Here is a 13,867-nt window from a genome sequence, read left to right as displayed (position 1 = left end):
GACGTCTCCTTCGGCTACGGCGACGACGAGACGATCGTCGAAGACGTCGACTTCTCGGTCGACGGTGGCGACACGCTCGCCTTAGTGGGCCCGACCGGCGCGGGGAAGTCGACCGTTCTCAAGCTGCTGCTCCGGATGTACGACGTCGACGAGGGGTCGATCGAGATCGACGGGCAGAACGTCCGCGACGTGACGCTCAAGTCGCTCCGCCGCTCGATCGGCTACGTCGGGCAGTCGTCGTACCTGTTCTACGGCACGGTCCGCGAGAACATCACCTACGGCACCTTCGACGCCACCGACGAGGAGGTCCGCGAGGCCGCAGAGGCCGCCGAGGCGCACGACTTCATCGAGAACCTCCCGGACGGGTACGACACCATGGTCGGCGAGCGCGGTGTGAAGCTCTCCGGCGGCCAGCGCCAGCGCGTCACCATCGCGCGGGCGGTGCTGAAGGACCCGGACATCCTCATCCTCGACGAGGCGACCTCGGACGTCGACACCGAGACCGAGATGCTGATCCAGCGCTCGCTCGACCGGCTCACCGAGGATCGGACGACGTTCGCGATCGCGCACCGGCTCTCGACGATCAAGGACGCGGACACGATCCTCGTGTTGGAGGGCGGCGAGATCGCCGAGCGCGGCACGCACGACGAACTCCTCGACAACGACGGGCTGTACGCGCACCTCTGGGGCGTTCAGGCGGGCGAGATCGACGAGCTCCCGCAGGAGTTCATCGACCGCGCGCAGGAGCGCACCGCCCGGATCGTCGAGGACGCCGAGAGCGACGACGACTGAGCGGGAGCGGACCGCCGGCGAGACGCTCGGGTCAGCGGGGCAGTTCGGCCCAGTCGTCGGCCGACTCCGGCGACGCGTCGGCGTCGAGCGCGCGGAGGATCGCCTCGCGGACCGCCGACGGTTCGCGGAACTGCGTCTCCTCGCAGCCTTCGAGCAGGGTGCCGAACCGCGCCGTCTCCGTCCGCGTCTCCAGTGTCGCCGCGCCGTACTGCTCTCTCAGCTCCGCCGCCGTCACCGGGTAGCGGTGCTCGCGGAGCGCCCGCTTCAGCGGGCCGAACGTCACGGCGGGAGCCGGAGCGTGCGCCTCCGTGTCGTGGTCCGCGTTGTCACTGCCCATACGGTCGCGATCCGCGGGGAGCGGTATAATACCACGGGCGTCGGGCGGGCGGTGACCGCCGGCTATACGACGCCGGCCGCCGAGGTGGCGGTATGCGCCTCAGCGAAGTCGCTTGGACCGACGTTCGCGACGCCGACGTCGACGTCGCGTTCCTCCCGGTCGGCAGCACGGAGCAGCACGGACCGCACGCGCCGCTCGGCACCGACGCGCTGAACGCCGTCGCGGTCGCGGAGGCGGGCGCGGACGCCTACGAGACGGGGGAGTCGGTCGGAGCCGACGACTCGACCGACGCCGGTCGGGCCGACCGCGACGCCGCCCGCGGCGAGGTCGCGGTCGCGCCGCCGATCCGGATCGGCGTCGCCGAGGAACACCGCGCGTTCGACGGGACGATGTGGGTCTCCCCGGAGACGTTCCGCGCGTACGTCCGGGAGGCCGCCGAGTCGCTCGTCTCGCACGGGGTCGACCGCGTGGTGTTCGTCAACGGCCACGGGGGGAACGTCGAGGCGCTCGCGGAGGTCGCCCGCCGGTTCTCGCGCGACGACGCCCACGCGGGGTACGGGGTCGCGTTCACCTGGTTCGACGCCGTCGGCGACCACGCGAGCGACATGGGCCACGCGGGACCGCTGGAGACGGCGCTGTTGCGCGCGACGAACCCGGACTTGGTCCGCGAAGAGCGCGTCGAGGGGGCGAGCGCGGGCGCGGCCGAGCGGTGGGGCGAGTGGGTCGCCGGCGTGAACCTCGCGCACGACGCCGACGAGTTCACCGACAACGGCGTCGTCGGCGACCCGCGCGAGGGCGACGCCGAGCGGGGGGCAGTCCTGCTCGACCGCGCGAGCGCGGCGCTCGCGGAACTGGCGGACGCGGTCGTCGAGCGAGAGACGACCTGAGGAGGCGAGGGGGCTACTCGTCGTCGTCCGCCGCGTCCTGAAGCGCCCCGCGGATGGCGGGGACGGTGCCGGTGAGCGAGGCCACTTCGTCGGCGGCGCTCTCAATATCGCCGACGAGCGATTCGAGCTCCTCGATGTCGGCCTTCAGGTCCTCGGCGTCCTCGAAGGCGTCGGCGCGCTCGCCGAGGACGTACGCCTTCTTCGCCGAGCGCACGCTGTCGATCGCGTCGCCGGCGTCGAGCGCGGACTTCAGCCCGTTGAGCGCGCCGAGGACGTTGTCCGCGTCCGTCTCCCACACCGCGTCCGGGTCGGGGAGCTGGTCGCGCGCCGCCGCGAGGTGCTCTTCGACCTCGGCGCGGGTCTCCTCGGCCGCCTCGCCGAACAGGTCGTCGTCGTCGAACGTGGACTGGCTCATACCCGGACCGTCGTGCCCGTCCCTTTTAAAAACGCGCCCGAAAGCGGAAGTGAAACCGACCGCGAGGGCGGATCCGTCGCCGGATCGGGGGAATCTCGCGTTCAGTTTCGGTCCGCCGCCGGGCTCAGATGCGGACGAGCAGCTCCGCGGCGATCAGCGTCACGAGGAGGGCGAGGAGGCCGGCGAGGACGGCGAGCGTGCGGAGCTGGTCGAGCACCGCGTCCGTCCCGGGCGTCGCCGCGAGGAGGGCCGGACGGTCGCGGGGGCCGGACTCGCCGTCGGGGTCCGGGTCGGCGTTGGGCGAACCGTCGGCGGACGGACCGGCGTCGGTCTGCGGGTTCGGGTCCGGCACGGATACGGGTTCGACCCGAAAGCCCGTTAAACCGACTATGAGGTGGCAGTACCGGTATTGAGCGCTCCGGAGGTCAGTCGCGGTTCCACGAGGCCGCCTCGAAGTCGACGATCCGCTCGCGGCGGTCGAGCGCGTCGATCCGGGCGATCTCCGCGTCGCGCAGGTCGATCTCGCGGGCCGCCCAGTTGTCCTCGACGTGGCCGAAGTCGGCCGCCTTCGGGATGGGCGCGACGCGCTCCTTCGAGAGCAGCCACGCGAGGCTCACCTGCGCCGGCGTCGCGTCGTGGGCCGCGGCGATCTCGCGGAGGGCGTCGACCTCGGCGACGCGGTTGCGCGCGATCGGCGAGTAGGCGACGAGCCAGTGGTCGTGTTCGACGGCGTACTCGCGGAGCCGCTCCTGCGGGAGGAGGGGGTGACACTCCGCCTGGTGGGCGAACACGTCGTGGTCGAGTCGGTCGAGCGCCTCGTCGAGCTGGTCCGGCTCGAAGTTCGAGAGCCCGATCCGGTCGATCACGCCGTCGTCGACGAGGTCGTCCAGCGCGGGCAGCGTCTCCGCCGGATCGTAGCTGTCGATCGGCCAGTGGACGTACAGCAGGTCGATCGAGTCGACGCCGAGCCGGTCGCGGCTGGCGCGCGCCGTCTCGACCGCGTCGTCGTACGAGAGGTTGTCCGTCGAGAGCTTCGTCGCGACGAACAGGTCCTCGCGGTCGACGCCGCTCCGGTCGATCCCGTCGCCGACCGAGGCCTCGTTGTCGTACCCCTGTGCGGTGTCGACGTGGCGGTAGCCGGTCTCGACCGCGTGGGCGACGCCGTCGGCGCACTCCTCGCCGGCCGCCAGCTTGTACGTCCCGTACCCGAGTCTGTCGAAGGCGTCGGTCATGCCGACCCGTACCGCGGGCCGCGGCAAAAGTCCGCCCGTTCCGACAGGCGAGTCCGCGACCGAGGCGGGGACGCCGGCTGGAGACCGGTCCGCCCGCCGGACGCGGCCTACGCGGACTCCGAGTCGGAGGAGTCCGCGACGAGGTCCTCGTAGCGCGCGCCGGTCTGTTTCAGCGTCTCCGTCGAGTAGAGCCGCTCGTGGTCGAACGGGAGGTGGTCGGCGGCCAGCTCGTCGATCTTCGCGTCGACCGCCTCGGCCTCGCGGCCGTGGATCATCGTGAACAGGTTGTACTCCCACTCCTGGTCGGGGCGGCGCGGTCGGTGGTAACAGAGGGTGACGTACGGGAGGCTCCCGACCGCCTCGCCGCGCTCGTCGAGCTCCTCGTCGGGCACGTCCCAGACGACCATACAGTTGTTCGTGAAGCCGGTGACGACGTGGTTGACGACGCAGCCGATCCGCTTGATACAGCCGTCCGCGAGCAGGCGCTCAACCGCCGCGAGCACGTCGTCGACGGGGGCGTCGATCTCGGCCGCCACGTCGGCGTAGGGGGTCGCGGACAGCGGGAAGCCGTCCTGAATCGCCAAGAGGAGCTCCGCCTCGGTGGCGTTCAGGTCGCCGCGCGCGTCCTCGGAGATGCGGGTGGCGGAGACGTCGGTGTGGTCGAGCGACTCCCGCGCGAATCGGTCGCGGTTGACCACGGGGAACTCCAGGTCGATGTAGTAGTCCGTGAGCATCGGGAGCGCCAGCACCTCGCAGCCGGTCCGCTCCTCGATCTCTTCGAGAATGTCGTCGCGCGTCTCGCGGGAGCCCGCGGTGACGACGAACCACTGGTTCCACTCGTGGTCGCGCCGGTAGTTGTGGTTCACCTGCCGGTAGCCGTTGATCACCTCGGCGACCTCGTCGAACCGGTCGTCGGGCGCGCGCACCGCCGCGAGCGTCGACGACCCGATGACGGGCGGGTTGAGGACCGCGCCGAACCGCCGGAACACGCCGCGCTCGCGGAGGTCGCGGACGCGGTCGAGGAGTTCGCCGGCGTCGACCTCGACGCCCGTCTCGGCCGCGATGTCGCGGGCGACCCGCTCGAACGGACGGCGTTCGACGGGGAAGCCGCTCTGGTACTCGTCGATGAGGGCCGCGTCGACCGCGTCGAGGTCGGCCCGCCAGTCGGCGTCCAAACTCATTGCGTCCGCTACGCGGCGGTCGCACGTACGCGTTTCGGGACGCTCGGCACGGCACTTATCATGCTGTACGTGTACAATTAACACGATGTTTGAGCGTACGCGGTCCGCGCTCGCGTGGGCTGTCGACAGCTACGCCCTGTTCGTGCTCCTCGGCGTGGTCCTCGGCGCGGCCGCCGCCCCCGTCGCCGTGGACACGGCGACGGGACCCGACGGAACGGTCGCGGTCGTCCCGATTCAGGGGACGATCGACGGGGAGCTGTCGACCGAGTACCAGGCCATGCTCGCCGAGGCCCGCGCGGAGGCCGACGCGGTCGTGATCGTCGCCAACAGCGGCGGCGGGTCGGCCGCCGCCAGCGAGTCGATGTACATACAGACGCTGCGGCTACGGGAGTCGATGCCGGTGGTCGCGACGGTCGACGGCGTCGCGGCGTCCGGCGCGTACTTCGCCATCGCGCCCGCCGACGAGGTGTACGTGAAGCCGAGTTCGTTCGTCGGGAGCGTCGGCGTGATCGGGAGTCTCCCCCCCGACGTCGAGCCGAACGACGTGGTCGGGACCACCGGCCCGAGGAAGGTGGAGGGGTTCGGCGACCGCGAGTTCTTCGCCACGCTCGAGACGTCGCGGAACGCCTTCGTCGGGTCCGTGGTCGAACACCGCGGCGACCGGCTCGAACTCACGGAGAACGAGGTCGCGACGGCGAGGGTCTTCGGCGGGTCGGTCGCGGTCGAGAACGGCATGGCCGACGCGATCGGCGACCGGCGGGCGGCGATCCGGGCGGCGGCCGACCGCGCCGGACTCGACCGCCCGTCGGTCGAGGTCATCACCCCGGCCGACATCGGCGGCGGGGACTGGACCGCGACGTACGCGCTGCGGGCGGCGTACTACGCCGGAGGCGCCGACGAGAAGCGGTTCGAACCGATCCGGACTGCGAACACCCCGCGACAGGGGTCGTTCCCGACCGTCCTGATGGCCCACCCCGGAGCCGTCGCGGCCGGCGACGCGACGCTGGTGACGCTCGACTCGCGGGGGGCCATCGAGGTCGCTCCCGCGGGCGCCGAACGGCCGGTCGGGGAGACCGACTCCGACGGGGGCATGGGGGCGAACGCGACCGATGCGAACGCGACCGACGCGAGCCGGGTCGACGCCGCGGGGGTGGCCGGATGAGCGACCCTCCCGGTGAGGGCTCGGACGCCGACGCGTCCGGCGGCGGGGTCCTGAAAGGTCGGCGCGACACCGTCGCGAAGGGGCTCCTCGTCACCGTCGCCGTCGCCGTCGCGATCGCGGTCGCGGCGGCCGTCGTCCCGTCGCTGGCCGTCGACTCGCCGCCGCAGCCGGAGTTCGAGACGTTCGACCCCGACCGGACCGTCGCCGAGGGCCTCCCGTCGACGGGGACCGTCGAGCCGGAGCCGCCGGTCGTTCCGGCGGGCGGGACGGTCGTGATCGACGCCGACGGGGCCGGGCGGAGCCGGCTGGGGCCGCTGTCGGAGGCGATCTCGAAGGCCAACCACGACGTGGAGTACGACCCGGAGCGGCTCGAGTCCGCGATCGACGACGCCGACGCGCTCGTGATCGTCGACCCGGACACCGACTACTCGGAAGACGAGCTCGACGCGATCGAGGCGTTCGCGGACGAAGGGGGGCGGGTCGTGATATTCGGCAACCCGAACCGGTTCGAGGTGACCGGCGGAGCCCTCGGCGCCTCGCTCGCGGAGCGGGAGAGCGACCTGCGCGGGCTCGGCGAGCGGTTCGACCTCTACTTCGACACGCGGTACGTGTACGACCAAGAGCGAAACGACGGGAACTACCGGCACGTCGTCGCCGAGCCACCGGAGAACGCCTCGTTGACGGGCGGAAACGGGTCGATCGTCGACGCCGAGTCGGTGGTGTTGTACACCCCGACCGAGGTGCGCTCGACCGCCGACGCCGACCCGATACTGGTGACGGGGCCGACCGCGCGGACGGCCGACAGCGACACGCGACGCGAGCACACGCTCGCGGTACGGGACGGGAACGTGCTCGCGGTCGGCGACGCCCGGTTCATCGCCGCGGACCGATACAACGTCGGCGACAACGACGCGTTCCTCGCCGGCGTGGTGGAGTTCCTCGTGACCGAGGACCGGGACGCCGAACCCGGGGGGGCCGACGGCGAGGAAGGGGAGAGCGACAGCGGGGGGAGCGAGACGGCGGTCGGCGCGCGCGACCCGGCGTGACGCCCGGTGTCGACGCCGCGGCCGGGCGGTCGGCGTCAGTCGTCGGCGGGGGCCTCGGCCGGCGTCGGCGCGAACGCCCGGGCGCTCTTCTCCAACTGCGCCGTCGAACAGCCGCCGACGGTCGCGGCCTGTTTGAGCGTCAGCGTGCGGGACCGATACAGCGTGAGCGCGGTGGCGACGGATTTGGACGTCATCGGGTACGATCGCTAACTAGATGGACGAACATATAACTCTGGCGCTGTTTTAGACCCGATACAGAATACAGACGGGGTAGAACGGTATACTATTTCAGTTTTATCGGCTAGAACGAGACGTTCGTTCGCTACTATCATGCGAATGAGTACCACAGATCGGGCGGGAGCGGTCGCGTCGTCCCGGTTCGTCGCTCGCGCGCGGCGTCGCCGCGGCGGGCCGGCGGGTCGTTCGGCAGGGCAGGTCGGCAGGTCGGCCGGCGGGTCGCTCGGCGGGATCGGTCCGACTCCGTTCCCGCGACCCGGGAGTCGAACGGGGGACTTTTCGTGCGAGGAGCCCAACGGAGCGTATGGCTCAGGCGACTCAGGAGTTCGGCGACTGGCCCCTCAAGCGGCTGATGACCGAGGTCTGCGGCTCCGGCCACAAGTCGGCCGACGACCTGACGCGCGCGCAGGCGACCGAGGCGTTCGAGCGCATCCTCGCGGGCGAGCCCGACCCCACCACGCTCGGGGCGTTCTGGCTCTCGAACCGCTGGAAGCGGAACACGCCCGAGGAGCTGGGCGCGTACGTTGACGTGATGTGCGAGCGCGTCGAGTACGCCGAACCCGACGCCGACCCCGTCGACTGCGGCGCGAACTACGACGGGAAGGGGCGGACGGCGATCCTCGGCGTCGCGGCGGGCGCGGTCGCGGCCGCCGCGGGCACCCCGGTCGTCGTCCACTCGGGCGACCGCGTGCCCACCCAGAAGCAGGACTCGTACAAGCACGTCCTCGACGAGCTCGGCGTCCACACCGAGCTGACCCCCTCGGACTCCGCCGAGATGGTCGACGAGACCGGCTTCGGCTTCTACTACCAGCCCGCGTTCAACCCCGCGATCGACGACCTGTTCGACCGGCGCGACCAGATGGGCGTCCGGTCGTTCGTCAACACCGTCGAGACGCTGGCGAACCCCGCCGGCGCGTCCGTCCACCTCGGCTCCTTCTACCACCTCGCGTTCGCGAAGAAGGTGGTCGACACGTTCGTCGAGAGCGAGTTCCACGACCTCGACCGCGTCCTGATGTTCCAGGGCATGGAGGGGTACGACGACGTGCGCCCCGGCTACACCAAGGTCGCGGAGTGGGACGCGGCGGGCGACGCCGACGAGGGCAGCGAGGGCGCGTCCTTCGACGACTTCGAGATCGAGACCGCGGAGTACGGGATGGACCTCGAAGAGGACGACCTCGCGGTCGACGACGTCGCGGCCGACTCCGCCGAGATCACGGAGGAAGTGCTGGCCGGCGAGCGCGAGGGCGCCTTCGCCGACGCGGTCGCGGTCAACGCCGCGCTCCGGATCTACGCCGGCGGCGACGTCGACTCCATCGAGGACGGCCTCGACGCGGCGCGGGAGGTCATCGACGACGGCTCCGCGCACGACGTGCTCGAAGCGATGCGAGAGTTCTGAGAGCGGTGCGGTCGGGACGTTACAGTCCGCGCTCGGGGGCCGGCGGCATCGCCCGCTTGTGGGCGCTGCGCTCGTAGAGGTCGACCACGCGGTCGACGGCTTCTTCCGGCACGTCGAGTTCGCGGACCGTCGCCGACCGCGAGAGCCCGCCGTCGACGTGGACGGCTAAGATCGCGTCGACGGTGTCGTAGTCGAGTCCCAGCTCCTCGGCGTCGGTCTGGCCCTCCCACATGCCCGCGGTCGGCTCCTGCATCACGAGTTCGCGGGGGACGCCGACGTGCGCGGCCAGCTGGCGCACCTGCTGTTTGTAGAGGTTGCCGACGGGGTTACAGTCGACCGCCTGGTCCCCGTACTTCGTGTAGTAGCCCGTCATCGCCTCGGCGCGGTTGCCCGTCCCGAGGACGACTCTGTTCTCCGAGTTGGCCACGAAGTAGTTCAACACGGCGCGGGTGCGGACGTAGACGTTCCCGGCCGCCATCTGGTCCGTCGCGGCCTCCGGGACCGCGTCGAAGAAGGCCTCTGCGATCGGTTGGATCTCGATCACGTCGTACTCGATGCCGAGGTCGTGGGCGACGCGCTCCGCGTCGCTCATCACGTCCGCGTCGTTCACCGCCGAGGGCATCGTGAGGCCGTGGAGGCCGTCCTCGCCGAGCGCCTCGACCGCGAGGTGGGCGGTGAGCGTCGAGTCGATACCGCCCGAGAGGCCGAGGACCGCGCCCTCCGCGCCCGCGTCGTCGACGACGTCGCGGATGAACGAGACGATGCGCTCGCGGGTCGCCGCCAGCTCGTCGTCCGAGAGGCGGAGGTCGAGCGGGGGGTCGTCCGACAGCAACACCGGCTGCTCCGAAGCGTGGCTCATATTCACGCAGATGGGTCGCAGGGACAAATACCTCCGCGTTGGCCCCGTGGACTGGACGCACGTCGGGTTTTACGCGGTTGTTGAGATGGCCCGACTGCGGGGTCTCACAGCAGGCCCTCTCGCTCGGCGAGGAGGAGTCCCTCGAGCGTCGCGTCGTTCGTCGGCGGTTCCCGGGCGATCTCCAGCGCCTCGTCGACCGGCACGGCGCGCGGGGCGAGGAACTCGTTGCTGTCGTGGTCGACGTCGACCGGCTCCAGCCCCTCGGCGAACACGTAGCCGCGCCGGTGTCGCAACACGCCCGTCGAACACCACACCTCCTGGAGCAGCGACGTGGCAGACGGCGCGAAGCCGGTCTCCTCGGCGAGCTCGCGCGCGCCGGCCTCGGTGTACGACTCGCCCGACTCCACGATCCCCGCGGGGAGTTCGAGCTGCGTGTTCCGGACGGTGGGACGGTACTGCTCGACGAACAGCACCTGCCCGTCGGCGACCGCGACGATCACCGTCGCGGGCGACAGCTCCGCCCAGTAGTACTTCTTCTCCGTCCCGTCCGGCTGCTCGACGCGGTCGTAGCCGCCGACGAACCAGCCCTCGTCGTACTCGACGGCGACCTCGCGGACCGGCCACTCCGGCTCGCCCGGCAGCGAGTGGTTTCGCCCGTCGGCGAACGCGGGGAGGTCCCGGAGGTCGGCGGCGGGAGCGTCGTCGACCGTCTCGGGCTCTGCCGGGGAGTCGTCGGGTTCGACGGGGGAGTCGTCTCGATCGCCCGTCACGGACGGACCACCTCGACGCGGTACTTCTGCCCGTCGCGACGCACTCGCACGCCGGTCTCCGTCGCGGCGTCCGGGGACTGTTGGGCGATCGCGTCGACCTCGTCGAACGGCGTGTGGGTGAACCACTCCTTCATGCCGAAGGGCCCGGTCTGATAGCCGTCGGAGCGCCCGTCCGCGCTCTCTATCGCGCCGATGAGGAACGGGTACCGCCGGTCGGAGACGTTGTTCACGTCGGCGGCGGTGCCGTTCGTCTCGATCGGTTCGACCGTGAGGTAGTACGGGTCGCCGCTCCCGAGGTAGCTCGGGAGCGCGCCGAGCGCGAGCAGCGCGACGACGACCAGGGCGATGGCGACGAGGAGGTTCCGGGTGACCCGGCGCATGGCCGTCGTACGGTCCGGCGGGGAATACCGGTTTCGACCCGGGGCGCGAACGCCGTCGGAACGGAGCGAAGCCGGGACTCGGGAGGCGGTCGCCGACGCGTTTTACCCCGCGGCGTCCCTTCCCTCGGCATGGAGTACCGGTTCGAGCTGGCACTGTGCGCCGCGCTCGAATCGCCGGGCCGGGTCGTCGCCCGTCAGCTCGGCGCGGGCGTCGAGACGCCCGGCACGCGCATCGTCGACGTCTGCCTGCTGTCGCCGGGTCCCGGCTTCGACGACCGCGCCGCGATCAGCGCCGAGCGGATCCCCGACCCCGCCATCGAGTCCGCGGTTGGCCCGGGCGAGGCCGTCCCCGTCGCCGACGCGTTCGACCTCCCGCCGGACCGGGCCGCAGCGGTCGTCGAGCGCGCGGCCGAGGTCGGCTACCTCGAACGCGAGCGCCGGAACGGCCGAGAGGTGGTGCGCGCGACGGCGCGCTACCCGGACGACTGGGTGGGCGACCTCGTCGCCGTCGAGAACAAGCCCGACCTCGGTACGCCCGGCGATCTGGAGGCGCAACTGCGCTACGACGTCGCGCTCGGGCTCTTCGACGAGGTCGTCCTCGCGACCGCCTCCTACGTCACCCGCGCGCACCTCAACCGGATCCCGGACGCGGTCGGCGTCTGGCGCTTCGACTCGGAGACGGGCGACCGCGAGGTCGTCCGCGAACCGACGCCGCTCGACCCGGGCGCGCCGGGCGTCGAGATCCGCGACGAGCGGCCCTCCCGCACCGACGTCGCGCTCGTCGGCCCCGCGGCGAAGGCCCGCAAGCGGCGACGGATCGCCGAGCGCGCGTACGGGAAGGGATGGCGACCCGACCCGCCGGCGTGCGTCCGCGGCGAGGCGACCGCCGACGGCCGGCCGCGCTGCGCGCACTTCGACCGCGTCGTCGACCCCGGCCGCGAGTGCGGTGACGGGTGTCCCGCGTTCGAGGCGGCCGATCCGCCGGCCGCGGACCGAGACCGACTCCGCGACGAGCGGACGGCGTGGGTCGCGGCTCCCGAGGGGGACGGGCCGCGTCGCCAGTCCGGGCTCTCACGATATCTGTGAGAACGCTTATACGGTGAGGGCGGGTGTCTCCGGTATGGACGAGATCGAAGACGTCTTCGTGGCGCGGCTGATGTCGTCGGACCTCCACACCGTGACGCCGGACACGCTGGTCGAGGACGCGGCCGCCGTGCTGCTCGAGAACGACATCAGCTCGGTGCTGGTCGTCGACGACGGCGGATCGCTCGTCGGGATCCTCACCTCGACGGACTTCGTCGACATCGTCGCGAAGAGCCAGCCGAAGGCCGAGACGACCGTCGAGCGGTACATGACGCGCGACCCGATCACGGCGGGCGCGCAGGACGACGTGTCGGCGGTGGCCGCGACGATGCTCGAACACGGGTTCCACCACGTCCCCGTCGTCGACGGCGACGAACCCATCGGGATAATCACGACCTCCGACTTCGCGGCGTACGTCTCGTCGCCGGAGTCCGTCTCGACGTAGCCGGCCCGCCGGGCGACCGGGCGGTCGCGGCGATCGTCCTCGCTCGCGGCGGTCGTCGCCGCCGCGACCGCTCTCCGACCGTCCGCGACCGCGACAAGTGCCGCCACTTCCTGTGCCCGTATTACCCCGGAGCGCGTACCGATCTCCGTGTCCGATCACCTGTATCTCAACCTCTTCACCATGGCCTCGGTCGAGCACGTCTCGCCCGGGTCGTGGCGGTACCCCGGTGACCGGTCGGCGGATTACGCCGACCGGGAGTACTGGACGGAGGTCGCGCGCACCGCCGAGCGGGGCGGCTTCGACGCGGTGTTCTTCGCGGACGTGCGCGGTATCTACGACGTGTACGGCGACGACCGCGAGGTCGCCGTCGAGAGGGCGGTCCAGACGCCCGCGAACGACCCGCAGCTCGTCGTCCCCGCGATGGCGGAGGTCACGGAGGACCTCGGCTTCGCGGTGACGCGCTCGACGACGTACAATCACCCCTACCAGCTCGCGCGGGAGTTCTCGACGCTCGATCACCTCACCGACGGGCGGATCGCGATCAACGTCGTCACCTCCTACCTGGAGTCGGCCGCGGCGAACCTCGGGCTCTCGGAGCGGATGGACAAGGAGACGCGCTACGACCGCGCCGACGAGTTCCTCAACGTCTGTTACGAGCTGTGGGAGGAGTCGTGGGAGGACGACGCGGTCGAGGCCGACCGCGAGACCGGCCGCTACAGCGACCCGGAGAAGGTCCACGCCATCGACCACGAGGGCGACCACTTCTCCGTGCCGGGCCCGCACGGCTGCGAGCCGTCGCCCCAGCGCACCCCGGTCGTCTACCAGGCGGGCTCCTCCGATCGCGGACGGTCGTTCGCGGCGCGCAACGCCGAGGCCGTCTTCGCCAGCCAGCCGACCGAGGAGGGCGTCGTCGAGTACATGGCGGACGTGAAGTCGCGCGCGGCCGACGCCGGTCGCGACCCGGAGAGCCTCCGTTTCTTCATCGGCGTGGTGCCGATCGTCGGGGAGACGCAGGCGCTCGCGGAGGCGAAGTACGCGGAGTACAAGCGGCACGTCGACGTGGAGGCGACGCTCGCGCTCCTGTCCGGCTTCCTCGACATGGACCTCTCCGAGCTCGACCCGGACCAGAAGGTCGAACACATCGAGACGGACGCGATCCAAGGGACGATGAACGCGTTCACCAAGGCCCAGCCCGACCGCGAGTGGACGGTCCGCGAGGTGGCTGAGTTCTGCGGACTGGGCACCACCTCACCGAAGGTCGTCGGGACCCCGGAAGTGATCGCGGACGAGCTCCAGCACTGGCACGAGGAGGTGGGCGTCCACGGGTTCAACGTCAAGGAGGTCGTCCGCCCCGACTCGCTCGTCGACTTCGTCGACCTCGTCGTCCCGGAGCTGCGCGAGCGCGGGCTCGTCCCCCCGGCGGACGCCGAACCGCCGGGCGAGACGCTCCGCGAGCGGCTGCTCGGCGAGGGACAGACGGGTCTCCGAGCGGACCATCCCGCCCGGCAGTAGCGCGGAGCGCGGCCCCGGCGAGCCGGTGACGGTCGGGTCGCAGTCGGTCGGATCTCGTCTCGTTTCCCCGGGTGTTGTGAACGAATTGCCGCGAACTAAGACGACAACGCTGCCGCCCCCGGCACTGTTAAGT

General features: G+C 71.3%; 17 protein-coding genes. 8 read left to right on the top strand and 9 right to left on the bottom strand.

Features of this window, described 5'->3' with window-relative positions; genetic code table 11:
* A partial coding sequence (locus C464_RS00590; RefSeq protein ID WP_006111526.1) for an ABC transporter ATP-binding protein occupies positions 1-792 on the top strand: 792 nt, incomplete at its 5' end.
* Between the two features lie 31 nt (positions 793-823).
* Here the strand turns inward: C464_RS00590 and C464_RS00585 are convergent.
* On the bottom strand, positions 824-1,129 hold the full coding sequence (locus C464_RS00585; RefSeq protein WP_006111525.1) for a DUF5789 family protein: 306 nt from the start codon (positions 1,127-1,129) through the stop codon (positions 824-826).
* A 92-nt stretch (positions 1,130-1,221) separates the two neighbouring features.
* On the opposite strand from C464_RS00585, the gene C464_RS00580 reads away from it, so the two are divergent.
* Positions 1,222-2,016: a creatininase family protein gene (locus tag C464_RS00580; protein WP_006111524.1), complete on the top strand. Its 795-nt coding sequence runs from the start codon at positions 1,222-1,224 to the stop codon at positions 2,014-2,016.
* 13 nt (positions 2,017-2,029) lie between these two features.
* Here the strand turns inward: C464_RS00580 and C464_RS00575 are convergent, their stop codons facing one another.
* The 4 genes from C464_RS00575 to ahbB all read right to left on the bottom strand — a co-directional run bounded on the left by C464_RS00575 (position 2,030) and on the right by ahbB (position 4,844).
* Complete coding sequence (locus C464_RS00575; protein ID WP_006111523.1) at positions 2,030-2,431, bottom strand: DUF5790 family protein; 402 nt, start codon at positions 2,429-2,431, stop codon at positions 2,030-2,032.
* Between the two features lie 124 nt (positions 2,432-2,555).
* A complete protein-coding gene (locus C464_RS00570) occupies positions 2,556-2,783 on the bottom strand; it encodes a hypothetical protein (RefSeq protein ID WP_006111522.1) in 228 nt (75 codons plus the stop codon).
* A gap of 73 nt (positions 2,784-2,856) precedes the next feature.
* A complete protein-coding gene (locus C464_RS00565) occupies positions 2,857-3,663 on the bottom strand; it encodes an aldo/keto reductase (RefSeq protein ID WP_006111521.1) in 807 nt (268 codons plus the stop codon).
* Positions 3,664-3,770: 107 nt separating this feature from the next.
* Complete coding sequence (gene ahbB, locus C464_RS00560) at positions 3,771-4,844, bottom strand: siroheme decarboxylase subunit beta (RefSeq protein WP_006111520.1); 1,074 nt, start codon at positions 4,842-4,844, stop codon at positions 3,771-3,773.
* A gap of 85 nt (positions 4,845-4,929) precedes the next feature.
* Between ahbB and C464_RS00555 the strand changes: the two genes are divergently transcribed.
* Positions 4,930-6,006 carry a S49 family peptidase gene (locus C464_RS00555; RefSeq protein WP_006111519.1) on the top strand — a complete coding sequence of 359 codons (1,077 nt, stop codon included), beginning with the start codon at positions 4,930-4,932 and terminating at the stop codon, positions 6,004-6,006.
* The gene (locus C464_RS00550; RefSeq protein WP_006111518.1) at positions 6,003-7,052 is read left to right on the top strand and encodes a DUF4350 domain-containing protein; all 1,050 of its coding nucleotides are present in this window, start codon (positions 6,003-6,005) and stop codon (positions 7,050-7,052) included. The genes C464_RS00555 and C464_RS00550 overlap by 4 nt, the downstream gene beginning before the upstream one ends.
* A gap of 35 nt (positions 7,053-7,087) precedes the next feature.
* Here the strand turns inward: C464_RS00550 and C464_RS19060 are convergent, their stop codons facing one another.
* Positions 7,088-7,246 carry a DUF7317 family protein gene (locus C464_RS19060; protein WP_006111517.1) on the bottom strand — a complete coding sequence of 53 codons (159 nt, stop codon included), beginning with the start codon at positions 7,244-7,246 and terminating at the stop codon, positions 7,088-7,090.
* Positions 7,247-7,593: 347 nt separating this feature from the next.
* On the opposite strand from C464_RS19060, the gene C464_RS00545 reads away from it, so the two are divergent.
* On the top strand, positions 7,594-8,685 hold the full coding sequence (locus tag C464_RS00545; RefSeq protein ID WP_006111516.1) for an anthranilate phosphoribosyltransferase: 1,092 nt from the start codon (positions 7,594-7,596) through the stop codon (positions 8,683-8,685).
* A 19-nt stretch (positions 8,686-8,704) separates the two neighbouring features.
* Here C464_RS00545 and C464_RS00540 read toward each other — a convergent pair whose 3' ends face one another.
* The 3 genes from C464_RS00540 to C464_RS00530 all read right to left on the bottom strand — a co-directional run bounded on the left by C464_RS00540 (position 8,705) and on the right by C464_RS00530 (position 10,694).
* Entirely contained in the window at positions 8,705-9,544 is an 840-nt protein-coding gene (locus tag C464_RS00540) for an NAD+ synthase (protein ID WP_006111515.1), read from the bottom strand.
* A 104-nt stretch (positions 9,545-9,648) separates the two neighbouring features.
* Positions 9,649-10,185: an NUDIX hydrolase gene (locus C464_RS00535; RefSeq protein ID WP_394296103.1), complete on the bottom strand. Its 537-nt coding sequence runs from the start codon at positions 10,183-10,185 to the stop codon at positions 9,649-9,651.
* Between the two features lie 125 nt (positions 10,186-10,310).
* On the bottom strand, positions 10,311-10,694 hold the full coding sequence (locus tag C464_RS00530) for a hypothetical protein (protein ID WP_006111513.1): 384 nt from the start codon (positions 10,692-10,694) through the stop codon (positions 10,311-10,313).
* Between the two features lie 129 nt (positions 10,695-10,823).
* Here C464_RS00530 and C464_RS00525 point away from each other — a divergent pair, with 129 nt between their 5' ends.
* From C464_RS00525 to C464_RS00515, 3 genes are all read left to right on the top strand, one after another.
* Entirely contained in the window at positions 10,824-11,780 is a 957-nt protein-coding gene (locus C464_RS00525; RefSeq protein ID WP_006111512.1) for a DUF5787 family protein, read from the top strand.
* Between the two features lie 34 nt (positions 11,781-11,814).
* Positions 11,815-12,222 carry a CBS domain-containing protein gene (locus C464_RS00520; protein ID WP_006111511.1) on the top strand — a complete coding sequence of 136 codons (408 nt, stop codon included), beginning with the start codon at positions 11,815-11,817 and terminating at the stop codon, positions 12,220-12,222.
* 147 nt (positions 12,223-12,369) lie between these two features.
* On the top strand, positions 12,370-13,734 hold the full coding sequence (locus C464_RS00515) for an LLM class flavin-dependent oxidoreductase (protein ID WP_006111510.1): 1,365 nt from the start codon (positions 12,370-12,372) through the stop codon (positions 13,732-13,734).
* Positions 13,735-13,867: the final 133 nt, after the last annotated feature.

Origin of the sequence: Halorubrum coriense DSM 10284, assembly GCF_000337035.1 — an archaeon.
Taxonomy (GTDB): Archaea; Halobacteriota; Halobacteria; order Halobacteriales; family Haloferacaceae; genus Halorubrum; species Halorubrum coriense.
Note: the sequence above shows the minus strand (reverse complement) of the source record. Positions and strands in the feature narration are given on the sequence as shown.

What these genes read in the sequence shown, in the direction of transcription:
- C464_RS00585 (WP_006111525.1), bottom strand. Translation starts at nt 1,129, where the DNA reads ATGGGCAGTGACAACGCGGACCACGACACGGAGGCGCACGCTCCGGCT.
- C464_RS00580 (WP_006111524.1), top strand. Translation starts at nt 1,222, where the DNA reads ATGCGCCTCAGCGAAGTCGCTTGGACCGACGTTCGCGACGCCGACGTC.
- C464_RS00575 (WP_006111523.1), bottom strand. Translation starts at nt 2,431, where the DNA reads ATGAGCCAGTCCACGTTCGACGACGACGACCTGTTCGGCGAGGCGGCC.
- C464_RS00565 (WP_006111521.1), bottom strand. Translation starts at nt 3,663, where the DNA reads ATGACCGACGCCTTCGACAGACTCGGGTACGGGACGTACAAGCTGGCG.
- ahbB (WP_006111520.1), bottom strand. Translation starts at nt 4,844, where the DNA reads ATGAGTTTGGACGCCGACTGGCGGGCCGACCTCGACGCGGTCGACGCG.
- C464_RS00555 (WP_006111519.1), top strand. Translation starts at nt 4,930, where the DNA reads ATGTTTGAGCGTACGCGGTCCGCGCTCGCGTGGGCTGTCGACAGCTAC.
- C464_RS00550 (WP_006111518.1), top strand. Translation starts at nt 6,003, where the DNA reads ATGAGCGACCCTCCCGGTGAGGGCTCGGACGCCGACGCGTCCGGCGGC.
- C464_RS19060 (WP_006111517.1), bottom strand. Translation starts at nt 7,246, where the DNA reads ATGACGTCCAAATCCGTCGCCACCGCGCTCACGCTGTATCGGTCCCGC.
- C464_RS00545 (WP_006111516.1), top strand. Translation starts at nt 7,594, where the DNA reads ATGGCTCAGGCGACTCAGGAGTTCGGCGACTGGCCCCTCAAGCGGCTG.
- C464_RS00540 (WP_006111515.1), bottom strand. Translation starts at nt 9,544, where the DNA reads ATGAGCCACGCTTCGGAGCAGCCGGTGTTGCTGTCGGACGACCCCCCG.
- C464_RS00530 (WP_006111513.1), bottom strand. Translation starts at nt 10,694, where the DNA reads ATGCGCCGGGTCACCCGGAACCTCCTCGTCGCCATCGCCCTGGTCGTC.
- C464_RS00525 (WP_006111512.1), top strand. Translation starts at nt 10,824, where the DNA reads ATGGAGTACCGGTTCGAGCTGGCACTGTGCGCCGCGCTCGAATCGCCG.
- C464_RS00520 (WP_006111511.1), top strand. Translation starts at nt 11,815, where the DNA reads ATGGACGAGATCGAAGACGTCTTCGTGGCGCGGCTGATGTCGTCGGAC.